This is a genomic window from Flavobacterium sp. FlaQc-57 (genome assembly GCF_044007395.1).
In the GTDB taxonomy this organism is placed as follows: domain Bacteria; phylum Bacteroidota; class Bacteroidia; order Flavobacteriales; family Flavobacteriaceae; genus Flavobacterium.
This window is the reverse complement of the sequence record NZ_JBIPDA010000002.1, coordinates 1,104,555-1,118,872: the sequence shown is the minus strand read 5'-3', so window position 1 is coordinate 1,118,872 and position 14,318 is coordinate 1,104,555. Positions and strand designations below refer to the sequence as shown.

At 34.3% G+C, this 14,318-nt stretch carries 11 protein-coding genes; 7 read left to right on the top strand and 4 right to left on the bottom strand.

Going from position 1 to position 14,318, the window contains the following annotated elements; translation table 11 throughout:
* The first annotated feature begins 75 nt into the window (after nt 1-75).
* The 4 genes from cdd (at nt 76) to ACHRVZ_RS10715 (ending at nt 5,347) form a co-directional block, all read left to right on the top strand.
* Nucleotides 76-558: a cytidine deaminase gene (gene cdd, locus ACHRVZ_RS10730; protein WP_395422393.1), complete on the top strand. Its 483-nt coding sequence runs from the start codon at nt 76-78 to the stop codon at nt 556-558.
* A gap of 158 nt (nt 559-716) precedes the next feature.
* Nucleotides 717-1,715 carry a pyruvate dehydrogenase (acetyl-transferring) E1 component subunit alpha gene (pdhA, locus tag ACHRVZ_RS10725; RefSeq protein ID WP_026983801.1) on the top strand — a complete coding sequence of 333 codons (999 nt, stop codon included), beginning with the start codon at nt 717-719 and terminating at the stop codon, nt 1,713-1,715.
* 7 nt (nt 1,716-1,722) lie between these two features.
* The gene (locus tag ACHRVZ_RS10720) at nt 1,723-3,366 is read left to right on the top strand and encodes a pyruvate dehydrogenase complex dihydrolipoamide acetyltransferase (protein ID WP_395422391.1); all 1,644 of its coding nucleotides are present in this window, start codon (nt 1,723-1,725) and stop codon (nt 3,364-3,366) included.
* Nucleotides 3,367-3,499: 133 nt separating this feature from the next.
* Nucleotides 3,500-5,347 carry a leukotriene A4 hydrolase C-terminal domain-containing protein gene (locus ACHRVZ_RS10715; RefSeq protein WP_395422390.1) on the top strand — a complete coding sequence of 616 codons (1,848 nt, stop codon included), beginning with the start codon at nt 3,500-3,502 and terminating at the stop codon, nt 5,345-5,347.
* Nucleotides 5,348-5,449: 102 nt separating this feature from the next.
* Here ACHRVZ_RS10715 and ACHRVZ_RS10710 read toward each other — a convergent pair whose 3' ends face one another.
* Nucleotides 5,450-6,694 (bottom strand): glycosyltransferase family 4 protein, encoded by a 1,245-nt coding sequence (locus tag ACHRVZ_RS10710; protein ID WP_395422509.1) that lies wholly within the window; start codon nt 6,692-6,694, stop codon nt 5,450-5,452.
* A 113-nt stretch (nt 6,695-6,807) separates the two neighbouring features.
* Here ACHRVZ_RS10710 and ACHRVZ_RS10705 point away from each other — a divergent pair, with 113 nt between their 5' ends.
* Together ACHRVZ_RS10705 and ACHRVZ_RS10700 are read left to right on the top strand one after the other, a co-directional pair.
* Complete coding sequence (locus ACHRVZ_RS10705; RefSeq protein ID WP_035685975.1) at nt 6,808-7,389, top strand: tRNA-(ms[2]io[6]A)-hydroxylase; 582 nt, start codon at nt 6,808-6,810, stop codon at nt 7,387-7,389.
* Nucleotides 7,390-7,441: 52 nt separating this feature from the next.
* Nucleotides 7,442-10,210: an AsmA family protein gene (locus tag ACHRVZ_RS10700; protein WP_395422389.1), complete on the top strand. Its 2,769-nt coding sequence runs from the start codon at nt 7,442-7,444 to the stop codon at nt 10,208-10,210.
* A gap of 80 nt (nt 10,211-10,290) precedes the next feature.
* On the opposite strand, the gene ACHRVZ_RS10695 is transcribed toward ACHRVZ_RS10700, so the two are convergent.
* The 3 genes from ACHRVZ_RS10695 to rplU all read right to left on the bottom strand — a co-directional run bounded on the left by ACHRVZ_RS10695 (nt 10,291) and on the right by rplU (nt 12,717).
* A complete protein-coding gene (locus ACHRVZ_RS10695; RefSeq protein ID WP_395422388.1) occupies nt 10,291-11,574 on the bottom strand; it encodes a hypothetical protein in 1,284 nt (427 codons plus the stop codon).
* A 420-nt stretch (nt 11,575-11,994) separates the two neighbouring features.
* Nucleotides 11,995-12,255 carry a 50S ribosomal protein L27 gene (rpmA, locus tag ACHRVZ_RS10690; RefSeq protein WP_017497241.1) on the bottom strand — a complete coding sequence of 87 codons (261 nt, stop codon included), beginning with the start codon at nt 12,253-12,255 and terminating at the stop codon, nt 11,995-11,997.
* A gap of 24 nt (nt 12,256-12,279) precedes the next feature.
* Nucleotides 12,280-12,717, bottom strand: a complete 438-nt coding sequence (gene rplU / locus ACHRVZ_RS10685) for a 50S ribosomal protein L21 (protein ID WP_194658520.1) — start codon at nt 12,715-12,717, stop codon at nt 12,280-12,282.
* A gap of 274 nt (nt 12,718-12,991) precedes the next feature.
* Between rplU and ACHRVZ_RS10680 the strand changes: the two genes are divergently transcribed.
* Entirely contained in the window at nt 12,992-14,314 is a 1,323-nt protein-coding gene (locus ACHRVZ_RS10680; protein ID WP_395422387.1) for a M16 family metallopeptidase, read from the top strand.
* The last annotated feature ends 4 nt before the right edge of the window (nt 14,315-14,318 follow it).

Sequence of the window (14,318 nt, the reverse complement as noted above, 5' to 3'; positions counted from 1 at the left end):
ATATAAAATAAAAAACAATAACAATCCAAATTTCTATATCCTTAGAAATTTGGATTTTTTTTCCCTTAAAAACAAATGAAAGAAATAAGCATTACATCGTCCTTTACCGTTTACAACTCTTTAGAAGAAGTCTCAAAAGACATTCAGGATTTAATGACCGAAGCTATCGAAATTCGCAAAAAAGCATATGCGCCATATTCACAATTTAGAGTTGGAGCCGCTTTACTTCTGGACAATGGAAAAATAGTTTTAGGATCAAACCAGGAAAATGCGGCTTATCCGTCAGGATTATGTGCAGAACGCGTAGCCATTTTTCATGCCGGAAGTATTTATCCTGAAGCCAAAATTTTAAAAATAGCAATCACAGCAGCATCAGACACCAACCAAACCAAAGCACCAATTCCGCCATGTGGGTCTTGCCGACAATCTATTGCAGAATATGAAATCAAACAAGATACCCCTATCGAAATCTATTTTATGGGTGAAATTGGCGAAGTTTACAAATCAGCATCCCTAAAAAATTTGCTTCCTTTTATGTTTGATAAAAAGTTCTTGTAAAAAAAAGCCAAAAAGTAGCTTTTAAATTTTACTTCTTAATAGGAATGTCTTATTTTTGCATCCCGACCTTTCGGGCGCAAATTTGTGGGAGGAAACTATTTTGCGTTATAGGCAACAATTGATAACACAAACAAACTTTAGCAAAAGAAAGAATTCAGATGAAAGAAGTTACAAAAGAAGTATATTTAAAGTGGTACGAAGACATGCTACTTTGGAGAAAGTTTGAGGACAAACTTGCAGCATTATACATTCAACAAAAAGTTAGAGGTTTTCTACACTTATATAATGGTCAGGAAGCCGTATTAGCAGGTGCTTTGCATGCTATGGACTTGACTAAAGATAAAATGATTACTGCTTACAGAAACCACGTACAACCAATTGGTATGGGAGTTGATCCTAGACGAGTAATGGCTGAACTATTAGGAAAAGCAACAGGAACTTCTAAAGGTATGGGAGGTTCTATGCACATTTTCTCTAAAGAACACCGTTTTTATGGTGGACACGGAATCGTAGGTGGACAAATTCCGGTAGGAGCTGGCTTAGCTTTTGCTGACAAATATTTTGAAACTGGCGGTGTTACCATGACTTACTTTGGTGATGGAGCTGCTAGACAAGGTTCACTACACGAAGCCTTCAATATGGCTATGTTATGGAAACTTCCAGTTGTATTTATCGTTGAAAACAACGGTTATGCAATGGGAACTTCTGTTGAAAGAACTGCAAATCATACTGATATCTGGAAACTTGGTTTAGGATACGAAATGCCTTGCGGACCAGTTGACGGAATGAATCCTGTAAAAGTTGCCGAAGCAATGACTGAAGCTATCGATAGAGCTCGTCGTGGAGACGGACCAACTTTCCTTGAAATGAAAACATACCGTTACAGAGGACACTCAATGTCTGATGCACAATTATACCGTTCTAAAGAAGAGGTTGAAGAATACAAAAAAATTGACCCTATTACTCAGGTACTAGATGTAATTATGGATCAAAAATATGCTACAGAAGAAGAAATCGAAGCAATCGACCAAAGAGTTAAAGACTTGGTAGAAGAGTGTGTGAAATTTGCTGAAGAATCTCCATACCCAGAATTGCAACAATTATACGATGTAGTATACGCACAAGAAGACTATCCATTTACACCTCATAAACTATAAAATTATTATGGCGATAAAAGTAACAATGCCTCGTTTGAGCGATACTATGACGGAAGGAACGGTAGCGACTTGGCTTAAAAAAGTAGGCGACAAAATTAGCGAAGGAGATATCCTTGCTGAAATTGAAACAGATAAAGCAACAATGGAATTTGAGTCTTTCAACGAAGGAACTCTTTTACATATTGGAATTCAAGCTGGAGAAACTGCTCCTGTTGATTCACTATTAGCAATTATTGGAAACGAAGGAGAAGACATTTCAGCTTTATTAGCTGGTGGTGCTGCTACTGAAGCTCCAAAAGCCGAAGCCGCTCCTGCCGCTGAAGCAAAAACAGAAACTGCCGCTCCTGCAAAAGCTGCAACTGAATTACCAAAAGGTGTTATAGTTGTAACAATGCCTCGTTTGAGCGATACTATGACTGAAGGAACCGTAGCAACCTGGTTGAAAAAAGTAGGTGATGCTGTTGCTGAAGGTGATATTTTAGCCGAAATTGAAACAGACAAAGCGACTATGGAGTTTGAGTCTTTCAATGAAGGAACATTATTACACATCGGAATTCAAGAAGGAAACACTGCTCCTGTTGACAGCTTATTAGCTATCATTGGACCTGCTGGAACTGATATTTCTGGAATTGCTGATAATTATACTGCCGGAGGCGCTGCAACTGCTCCCGAAGCTTCTGGACCTGCAACTGAAGAAAAAGCTGCTCCTGCTGCTGAAAAAGCAACTGAAGCTGTAGCCGAAACTTCAAACGGAGGAAGAATTTTAGCTTCACCATTAGCTAAGAAAATTGCTTCTGACAAAGGAATCCAATTAAATCAGGTAAAAGGTTCTGGAGAAAACGGACGTATCGTGAAAAGCGATATTGAAAACTTTACTCCATCTGCGCAAGCACAACCTGCTGCTGCAACTACTGCTAAAACAGAAACTGCTGCTCCTGCTGCACCAAAAGTATTTGTTCCTGCTGGTGAAGTTTTCACAGAAGAGATCAAAAACTCTCAAATGCGTAAAATTATCGCAAAACGTCTTGCAGAATCATTATTTACAGCACCTCACTACAACTTAGTGATCGAAGTAAGCATGGATGATGCAATGGCTTCAAGAGCGACAATCAATACTGTTCCTGATACAAAAGTATCTTTCAACGATATGGTAATTAAAGCTTGTGCTTTAGCATTGAAAAAACACCCAAAAATTAATTCTCAGTGGAAAGAAGATGCTATCATCATCAACCACCACGTTAATATTGGTGTTGCTGTTGCTGTTGAAGACGGATTAGTAGTTCCTGTTTTGAAATTTACAGATGCAATGAGTTTATCTCAAATTGGCGCGTCAGTAAGAGATCTTGCCGGAAGAGCTAAAAACAAAAAACTTGGACCACAAGAAATGGAAGGAAGTACTTTTACAGTATCTAACCTTGGAATGTTTGGTATTACTGAATTCAATTCAATTATCAATCAACCAAACTCTGCTATCCTTTCTGTAGGTGCAATTGTTGAGAAACCAGTAGTTAAAAATGGTCAAATTGTAGTTGGAAACACAATGATGCTATCATTGGCTTGTGACCACAGAACAATTGATGGTGCAACTGGCGCTCAATTTTTACAAACATTAAAACAATACATCGAAAGCCCAGTTACAATGTTGGCATAATTTTCCTGTCAGCCTGAGCGAAGTCGAAGGCAACTTGAAGAAACTCGAAGTAATTCATAATAAAATCCCGTTTTGTTTATTCAAAACGGGATTTTTTGTTTAATTTTCATCCACTAATTCAATACTTCATAAAATGAAAAAATTAATCCTTGTCATCTTATTCCTGACAGCAATTGCCTGCCAGAAAAAAGATCAAACCGAAAAACCAGCAGTTGTCATAGACGAGCACAGTTATTCTAAACCAGAACTTGCTGTCGTAAAACATTTGGATCTTGACATCAAAGTAGATTTTAATACTCAAACCATTTCAGGAAAAGCTTCCTGGCAAATTGACAATGTTAGCAAGGGAAATGAAATTATCTTTGACGAAAACACACTAAATATTACCAAAGTAACTTTAGGCGATGAAGAAAAAGAAACCAAATTTGAACTTGGAAAAGACGTCGAATTTCATGGAAAACCACTTCATATAACAATCGAACCAACTACTACTAAAGTTAATATTTACTATAGTACAACCAAAGACGCCATAGCACTACAATGGCTTAAGCCAGCACAAACTGCAGACAAAAAGAAACCATTCCTTTTCTCTCAAGGAGAAAGCGTTTGGTCTCGTACCTGGATTCCGTGTCAGGATTCACCAGGAATTCGATTTACTTACAATGCAAAAGTTACAGTTCCTAAAGATTTGTTAGCTGTGATGAGCGCTGTAAATCCACAGAAGAAAAATGATACCGGAATTTATACTTTTAAACAAGACAAAGCGATTCCATCTTATTTAATGGCGATTGCCGTTGGAGATATTGAATTTCAATCTATAGACAACAGAACTGGAGTTTATGCAGAACCTTCAATGCTAAAAAAATCGGCTTGGGAATTTGCTGAACTCGGAAAAATGGTTGTTGCTGCTGAAAAATTATACGGACCTTATCGCTGGGGACGTTATGATGTTTTAGTTTTACCTCCCAGCTTCCCTTACGGCGGAATGGAAAACCCTAACTTAACCTTCTTAACTCCAGGAGTTATTGCAGGTGATCGCTCATTAACCAGTTTACTAGCGCATGAATTAGGCCATAGCTGGAGCGGAAATTTAGTTACAAACGCAACTTGGGACGACATTTGGCTAAACGAAGGTTTCACCACTTATGTTGAACACAGAATTGGCGAAGCAATTTTTGGCAAAAAAGAATTCGAAATGCAAAATGTTATCACGCGCAAAGAACTAGTTGATAATGTAGCTGAATATGGTGATACAAACCCCGATACAAGACTTAAAGTATCGTTAACAGGAAGAAATCCTGATGACGGAATCAGCATGATTCCTTATGTAAAAGGTTATGCTTTTTTAAGAGTAATTGAAAATGCCGTAGGACGTGAAAAATTTGACGTTTTCATCAAAAATTATTTTAATGCTCACGCTTTTAAATCCATTACGACAGAAGATTTTCTGAAATATTACAACGAGAATCTTATTAAAGGAGACAAAGCACTTGCAGACAAAATAAAAGCGGAGGACTGGATTTACAAACCTGGAATTCCTTCCAATATCACTCCTGTAAGTTCAGCAGATTTTGATGCAATCGATAAAATCCAAAAAAGCTGGAGAGAAACAGGAGTAAAAGGCTTAAGTCAAAAAATCACTACAACTGCAGAGAAACAGCATTTCATAGACCATCTTCCGGCTGATATTACCGTAAAAGAAATGGAAGCAATTGATAACGAATTCAACTTTACAAAAGGAGGCAATTTTATTATTAAACGCCAATGGTTTATTCAGGCAATTCTTCACCAGTATAAAACTGCCAATCCCGCAATTGAACAATTTTTAATTGGAAGCAGCAGAACTGGATCAGTAATGATGCTCTATAAAGAAATGGCTAAAACTCCAGAAGGAAAAATCTGGGCAAAACAGATTTTCGACAAAGCAAAATCGGGCTATCACGCAACAACGGTTCAAGCAGTTGAAGGCATTTTGAAATAGTTTTCAGTATCGGTCGCAGTTTTCAGACGATACTGTTTACTGAGACTGAGACTGAGACTGAGACTGAGACAAAAAAACCGATTACAAACGTAATCGGTTTTTTTAGTTTTTGTTCTTAGCTTCAATCCACTTTGCCATATATTTAGTACTTTTTAAAGTATGATGCTGCAATAAACTCCCCATAAAATTATGAAGACGATGACTTTCGTAATTACTTAATAACAAATTTATTACATTAATTAATTCTTCAGAATAGTTTGCTTTTTGATAACATTTATTTACAATTTCAATTCCATTTTTTTGAGCTTTTTTCCACAAATTTTCATCATGATATAAAGAAACCGCCTGTTTTGCAAATTCCGAAATATCATCAGTAATAAAACCATTCCAAGGTAAATTTGCATGCATCGCTTCAGAACCAATGATAGTAGTCACACTTGGTGTCCCACATTGCATAGCTTCCAATAATTTCCCTTTTAAACCTGCCCCAAAACGAATCGGTGCCAAAACAATTCTGGCATTTTTAACAACTTCATTAGCATCTGCAGCTCTCCCCATAATAAAAAAACCATTTTTAGGCTGATGCAATTGCAACACTTTTTGCGAGGGATATGCTCCATAAACTTCTAAAACAGCATCAGGAAATTGTTCTTTAATTAAAGTCCATATCGTTTCTTTTAAATATTGAACAGTATTCCAATTCGGTTCATGAAGAAAATTCCCAATGAAAACGAAATTTTTCCTGTCTTCAAACGAAGGCAATTGCAGCAAATCTTCCTCAGCCATTTTATCTACCAGGAAAGGCAAATAATACAGCAAACTCGAATCAATTTTAAAAACATCTTTTAATATTTGCATTTCATACTCAGAAATAATAAAAGACAAATCACACCTTAAAACACTTGCAATTTCACGCTTTGCAACTTCTTCTGATAATAAATCAATTAATTCGAAATTTCTATTTTCTTTGAATGCCTTTTGTCTTGCTGTTCTCAAACAATGCAAATCTTCAGTATCTAATAATCGTATTGCTTTCGGACAATTTTCAGAAACCCGCCACCCAAATTGTTCTTCGATCATAAAACGATCAAACAAAACTACATCAGGATTTAATTCGATTATAAAATCATCAAAACTAGCGTTATTCAGTTCAATTGATTTTTTCTCAACTCCAAATTCAGACAAATCAACCATAAAATCACTATCTAAAGCCGGACTTGCAAATGTAATTTCAAATCCATTTTGCTTAAAAATAGAAATCAATTGCATCATACGCCCACCGGCAGCAGACGAATTAGGTTCTGGCCACACAAAGCCAATGATTAAAAGTTTTTTTGTTTGATTCATCATAATTGTTTCGAGCTACAAAATAATGCTTTTTTGAGCTTATTTACACGATATTTCCTAATTTTCAGTTATAAAAAAGACTAATTTTGCAGAATACTTTTTTCTATAAAATTATGTTAGGATTAAAATTAGCCACAGACCCACGCTGGGTAAATATAGTCGAGTCAAATATCGAAGAAATTTTGACAGATCACGCTTGGTGCGAACAAAAAGCAGCTTCAAATGCAATAAGTTTAGTGACTTATAACTCTGAATTAGAAGAGTTAGTAACTGAAATGCTTGTTATCGCCAGAGAAGAATTAGAGCATTTACAAATGGTACATGATATCATCAAAAAGAGAGGATTAACTTTGGGGCGCGAAAGAAAAGACCATTATGTAAATGAGCTTTTTAAATTCATGAAGAAAGACGGAAGCCGAAAAGATGCTCTTTGCGATCGTTTATTATTCTCTGCCATGATCGAAGCCAGAAGTTGCGAGCGTTTTAAAGTACTCTCAGAGAATATAAAAGACGAAGAATTGGCAAAATTTTATCGCGATTTAATGATTTCTGAGGCAGGGCACTACACTACTTTTTTAGGATTTGCACGAAAATATACAGACAATATTGATATTGATAAACGCTGGAAAGAATGGATTGAATACGAAGGTTCTATTATCACCAATTACGGAAAAAGTGAAACTGTTCACGGATAATAAGATCTTTAAAATTTAATTTACATTTTACCTATAAATACCACAATTTGTTATGTCTACAAATAAAACGAAGACCATTTTATTAAAAACAGCTAAATACCTGGGAATTACTTTTGTTGTTATTATAGGACTACTATTCTTAACACCTATTATTTTTGCTGATAAAATAAAGGAGCAAATTAAAAAAACTGCAAACGAAAAACTAAGTGCTGAACTTAATTATTCTGATGTTTCAATTTCGTTTTTTCATCATTTTCCGTCGTTAACCTTGACTTTGAGTGACCTGCATTTGAACGGGTCTGCCCCATATAAAGACGAAAAATTCTTAACAGCAAAAGAAGTTTCTTTTGGAATAAATGTCGCCAGTTTAGTATTTAGCAAGGAAGTAAAAATCGACCAAATTTATCTTTCTGATGCTTTTATTAACGTAAAAGTAAATGCACAAGGAGAAGCAAATTACAATGTTTACAAATCATCTTCGCAGGAACAAAACCCTAAAGACAGTACCGAAACAGCCTTAAAACTAGAACGAATAGAGATTTTAAATAGTAAAATCATATACGATGATCTCTCAACAAAAGTTCATTTTGATGCTTTTGGATTTAATTATTTAGGAAAAGGCGATTTAAACAAAGCTGTTTTCGATTTGTATTCGAAAGCAAAAATTGAAAAATTAAATATTGTTTATGAAAATGAACCTTATTTAATGAATAAAAAAATTGACGCCGACTTAATTACTAAAGTAAACGTAAATTCATTATCTTTCTTTTTCCAGCAAAACAACTTAAAAATCAATCAACTTTTGGTCGATTTTAAAGGCAAATTTAACTTCTTGAAAGATGGTTACAATATGGATTTTGTCATAAAATCAGACAATAGTGATTTACATGATGTTTTCACTGCTTTTCCTCCAAAATACATTACATGGCTTTCTAAAACTGAATTAAAAGGAAACACAAATTTACTTTTTACTTTAAAAGGAGATTATATTGCATCGCAAAATATAGCACCAGATCTTAACTTGGATGTGAAAATAGACAACGGATTTGTTAACTACAACAAAAGTGCTTTTCCTGTTTCAAACCTTAATTTAGATGTCAAAACAACGGTTCAGTCGTTAAATCCTGATCTTGCAATTGTTGACGCTAAAAATCTATCTTTAAACATCAACAAAGATTATTTAAAATCAAAATTCTATGTTAAAGGCGTAAACACACCGGACATCAATGGTGAATTTAAAGCCAAAATTGATCTCGAAAAATTAACCAAAGCACTTGGAATTCCTGATATAGTTCTAAAAGGAACATTGGCCGGAGATGTAAAAACAAATGGAAAATTTGACCTAAAAAACAAACTTTTCCCTGTTACAAATGGAATTTTAGATCTGGAAAACGGATACTTGAAGACTCCTTATTATCCAAATCCAATCACAGATATTACAATTAAATCTAAAATTGAAAACCAAAAAGGAACTTTTGACGATTTAAAAGTTAGCCTAAAACCAACTCAATTTACCTTTGAAGGAAAACCAGTTTTTGTTCAAGCCGATCTAAGCAATTTTAATGACCTGACATATGACATTACCGCTAAAGGTGAACTTGACATTAATAAAATCTACAAGGTTTTCTCTCAAAAGGGACTTGATTTAGATGGTTTTGTAAAAGCTGATCTAGTTTTGAAAGGTAAACAAAGCGATGCCGAAAAAGGCAACTACAGCAAATTACACAATAAAGGAACTCTTGAACTTAGAAACATAGGAATAGTATCAGAATATTTACCTCAAAAATTCATCATTAAAGAAGGTATTTTCAAAATCAATCAGGATAAAATGTCGTTCAATAATTTCTTGGCCGCATACGGTCAATCCGATTTTAAGTTGAATGGTTACCTACAAAACGTTTTTAATTACGCAACCACAAACACAGGTATATTAAGAGGCTCATTTAAAGTTACGTCGCGTTATATCAATGTTGATGAATTCATGTCAAGCACTCCAACAAACACTTCTGTTACGGATGCTAAAACAGAAGCAAAAACAGAAACTAAACCTCAAACTCAATCAGGACAAACAGGAGTAATTATAATTCCAACAAATTTAAATTTACAATTTACAGCCAATGCTCAAAAGGTAAATTTTGACAAATTAAATCTTCAAAATGCAACAGGGTCCTTAAATATGAACAAAGGAAAACTAAGCATGCAGAATACCGGCTTTAATTTAATTGGATGTAATGTCAATATGAACGCTACCTATCAATCAATAACACCTCAAAAAGCAAATTTTGAGTACGCTATTAAAGCATCAGATTTTGACATTAAGAGAGCTTACAATGAAATTGAAGTCTTTAGAAAAATGGCCAGTGCTGCTGAAAAAGCACAAGGTATTGTTTCTGTCGATTACCAATTAAAAGGTCGACTAAACGGCAATATGGATCCCGTTTATCCATCGCTTGTGGGTGGCGGAACACTTTCTATAAAAGACGTAAAAGTAAGAGGCCTGAAAATGTTCAATGCCGTAAGCAAGGAAACAAATACTGAATCTATTAAGAATCCGGATTTATCGAAAGTAGACATTAAGACTACAATCAAAAACAATATCATCACTGTAGAACGTTTTAAATTTAAGTTTGCAGGCTTCAGACCAAGAATTGAAGGCACAACAAGTCTTGATGGAAAACTGAACTTAAAAATGCGCTTAGGACTACCTCCTTTTGGTATTTTTGGTATTCCGCTCACCGTTACAGGAACACAGAATAGTCCTAAAGTAAAAGTGGGTCGTAAAACAGAAGATCTTGAAGAGACTAAGGATACGGAGAATTAAAATTCCAATTACTGAAATATGCCTTTGTTAAAGTTTAAAACTTTGACAAAGGTTTATTTTTGCAATCTTATTATTTCAAACTACACATACAACATTGCCGAAACATACAAAATACCTTTCGCCAATAACCACAATAAAACGGCCATTCCTAAAAATCCCCACGCAGATGTTCTATTTCTTTTCCAACTAATAAAGAAGGTCGGAATTTCCCAATATTTTATAACAATATAAACACTTGTTCCTACTAAAGACGCCCAAATCATCTCACCGGAATGAATGTAAAAACTATAAAACAACGCTGATACAAGAAAGAGAATGATAATAATTTGTATATAATAGTAATTTTTATAATTGCGTTTGAAATTTTCTTTAAGCGATAAAATCAGAAAAGAGATAACAAGCAAACTTGTCAAAGCGATTATGACATAAGAAAAAAGCGGATTATTTTGTATTATAAAAAAGCCATCAATGGCAATTGCCAAAACAACACAGGCTGCAAGGGAATAAATACTTCTTTCGATATAAGTATCTTTATACGGAATAAGAATTCGGCAAAAATACTTGTCTAATGTACGCCAGAAAGGCAAAGCACAAAGAATTGCCATACCAGATACAACAATTTCATAATTGTATAATACATCTCCCGGAATTTTATACAACACGTACAAAAGAGCGATTGTAACAATAATAGCAGGAAGACAAATTGTTTTTACTACTTCCCACTTATTGCTTCCCCAGAAAGTATTTCGTATTTCAAAAATATATTTCTTCACTAAATATTTCTGAGTAAAAATTGCCGTAGACTGACTCCACAACAAAAATAAACCTACATGAATTACTACGGTACGTAAGGTCATTTCTTCTATATAACATCCGCCAATAATACAGACAACTCCAAGAATGAATAATTCATAGGTTAATAAAATTGCAGAGAACAAAAGCCTGAACACTGGTGCAAATTGCCTGATTAAAATATCGATAAGCGAGCTCCAATAATTGCGCAACAAACCAATTATAGCACATATTGCAGTAAAAGCAGCCAAATATAACATCCAATTAGTAAGCGTTTGTGTCTGCATCCACAATTGAATTGCAGAATCTTTTACAGGAGTATAAACGATATGGGAATTGACATAAATTTCATTTGCCAATTGATCTCTTACCGAATCATTAATTGCAGAAAACTGATTTTTATGTTGCTGCCAATAAGTATTAGCGTCGGAGCCGCTTTTTTGAAGAATAGCAAACTCGTATAAAATCTTTTTTTGAGAATCGTTTAATGATACTACTTTTTCAGCAGAATGAATTTCTTTTGCGAATAGGCTTGTACAGAAAAGAAATAAAAGTAAAACTATTTTTTTCAAGGCTTATAATGTATTAATCCAATCAAAAATACAAATAATACGGTCGTAAAATTTCAATTTCCAACAACAAAAACAAAACTCACTACTTTTTTTACCGCAAAGAGCGCAAAGATTTTTCGCAGAGTTCGCTAAGATTTAAGCTGTGTTTACACAATTTAAGCACGCAAAGCTTTGGGCCCTGAGGCTTCGGGATGTGTTTTTTGCTAAACTTAACATTTAAAAACTTTGCGTTCTCCGTGGTAATTTTTTTTTCTCTCCACGGTTTTCTGAATTGGTTCAAAATAAACACAATTAACTCTACTTTGAACAAATAACAAAACACAGCAAACTTAAATTTTCTTATATAACTTATAGGATTAAATGATAAAAACAAAAAACCCGATCTTTTCAGATCGGGTTTTGTAATAAGTAATCTAATGATTATGCTTCGAATGGAAGAATAGATACATAAGATTTGTTATCTTTTTTCTTTTGGAACTTAACAACTCCAGCTACTCTTGCGTGTAGTGTGTGATCTTTACTAATGTAAACGTTCTCACCTGGATTATGTTTTGAACCTCTTTGTCTAACGATGATGTTCCCAGCAATAGCAGCTTGACCTCCAAAAATCTTAACGCCTAAACGTTTTGATTCTGATTCTCTACCATTCTTCGAACTACCGACACCTTTCTTGTGAGCCATGACGTATGAGTTTAAATATTGTTATTATTCTTTAGTAGCTTCTTTTTTTGCTTTTGGAGCTGCTTTTTTCGCTTTAGGAGCTTCTACTTCTTCAGTAGCTACTTCTTCTGCTACAACTGCTTTTTTAGCCGCTGCTTTTTTAGTTCCTCCTGCTGCAGTAATACCTTCAATTACAATTTGAGTAAGATATTGTCTGTGACCATTTCTCTTTTTGTATCCTTTTCTTCTTTTCTTTTTGAAAACGATAACTTTATCTCCTTTTAAGTGTTGTAACACTTTAGCTTCTACTGAAGCACCTTCTATAGCTGGGGCGCCTAAAGTTACATTTCCATTATCGTCTAATAAAAGAACTTTGTCAAAAGAAACTTTTGAACCTTCTTCATTAGTCAAACGGTTAACGTAAACCTTTAAGTCTTTGCTTACTTTAAATTGTTGCCCTGCTATCTCTACGATTGCATACATACCAAATTGATTTATTGATTTTTAAGGTTGCAAATATACAATTAATAATTTACTGTGCAATCTCTAATTCTAAAAATATTTATTTCGTCTTAAAGTCTGTTTTTCAAGGCGTTTTACAGCATATCATAAACGGTTTAGAAGTAAAATACTGTTAAATATTGATGAAAATCCGGATAGATCTTAAAATCATGATTAAAAAAAGTTATTTTTGGTGTAACGATAATCAACTCTTAGCTACCTACTTATTAGGTAAATATAAAATTTATTAATCTTTATGAAAAATTCAATAATGATGTTAAGTGCAGCACTAATGCTCGGCGGAGTGGCTCACGCTCAAAAGGTAGCTTTTGAAGAATACAATTTAGATAACGGTATGCACGTTATTTTACACAATGACCCATCTGCTCCGGTTGTAATAACCTCAGTAATGTATCATGTAGGCTCAAAGGACGAGCGTCCTGACCGAACTGGTTTTGCACACTTCTTTGAACATTTATTATTTGAAGGAACTCAAAATATCAAACGTGGCGAATGGATGAAAATTGTTACTGCCAACGGAGGTGTAAACAATGCAAATACAACTGACGACAGAACCTATTATTATGAAGTCTTTCCTTCAAACAGTTTAGAACTTGGTTTATGGATGGAATCTGAACGATTAATGCATCCGGTAATCAACAAAATTGGTGTTGATACCCAGAACGAAGTAGTTAAAGAAGAAAAAAGAATGCGTTATGATAATCAACCGTACGGAAACATACTTCCGGAGGTTAAAAAAAACATGTTCAAAAATCATCCGTACCGCTGGACAACGATTGGTTCAATGAAAGATTTAGATGCTGCAACTCTTGAAGAGTTTCAGGCTTTCAATAAAAAATTCTACACACCAAACAATGCCGTTTTAGTAGTTGCCGGAGATTTCGATAAAGCAAAAACAAAAGAATGGATTCAGAAATATTTTGCTCCAATTCCAAAAGGAGAAGAAGTAAAAAAACAAACTTTTATTGAAGAGCCAATAAACCAAACAATAAAAGCAACTTACGAAGATCCAAATATTCAAATTCCGATGGTAGTCGCTTCGTACAGAACTCCATCGATGAAAACGAGAGACGCAAGAGTTCTAGACCTAATTTCATCTTACTTAAGTGATGGAAAAAGTTCTAAATTGTACAAAAAAATAGTTGATGATAAAAAGATGGCACTTCAAATTGGAGCCGTTGGTTTTAGTCAGGAAGATTACGGAATGTACATTTTGTATGGTTTGCCAATGGCACCAAACACAACTGCAGACATTTTAAAAGAAATGGATGAAGAAATTGTAAAAATTCAAACCGACTTGATTTCTGAAAAAGATTATCAAAAACTACAGAATAAATTCGACAATAATTTTGTGAATGCAAACGCTAGTGTAGAGGGAATCGCTGAAAACCTGGCTTCTTATTATTTACTTTATGGAGATGTAAATCTTATTAACACTGAAATTGATCTTTACCACTCTATTACAAGAGAAGAAATCAGAGAAGTAGCCAAAAAGTACTTAAATCCGAACCAACGTTTAATTTTAGATTATATTCCTTCAACAAAAGCTCAAAATTAAGACT

Coding starts and splice junctions, on each gene's coding strand:
- cdd (WP_395422393.1), top strand. CDS start 76: ATGAAAGAAATAAGCATTACATCGTCCTTTACCGTTTACAACTCTTTA.
- pdhA (WP_026983801.1), top strand. CDS start 717: ATGAAAGAAGTTACAAAAGAAGTATATTTAAAGTGGTACGAAGACATG.
- ACHRVZ_RS10720 (WP_395422391.1), top strand. CDS start 1,723: ATGGCGATAAAAGTAACAATGCCTCGTTTGAGCGATACTATGACGGAA.
- ACHRVZ_RS10715 (WP_395422390.1), top strand. CDS start 3,500: ATGAAAAAATTAATCCTTGTCATCTTATTCCTGACAGCAATTGCCTGC.
- ACHRVZ_RS10710 (WP_395422509.1), bottom strand. CDS start 6,694: ATGAATCAAACAAAAAAACTTTTAATCATTGGCTTTGTGTGGCCAGAA.
- ACHRVZ_RS10705 (WP_035685975.1), top strand. CDS start 6,808: ATGTTAGGATTAAAATTAGCCACAGACCCACGCTGGGTAAATATAGTC.
- ACHRVZ_RS10700 (WP_395422389.1), top strand. CDS start 7,442: ATGTCTACAAATAAAACGAAGACCATTTTATTAAAAACAGCTAAATAC.
- rpmA (WP_017497241.1), bottom strand. CDS start 12,255: ATGGCTCACAAGAAAGGTGTCGGTAGTTCGAAGAATGGTAGAGAATCA.
- rplU (WP_194658520.1), bottom strand. CDS start 12,717: ATGTATGCAATCGTAGAGATAGCAGGGCAACAATTTAAAGTAAGCAAA.
- ACHRVZ_RS10680 (WP_395422387.1), top strand. CDS start 12,992: ATGAAAAATTCAATAATGATGTTAAGTGCAGCACTAATGCTCGGCGGA.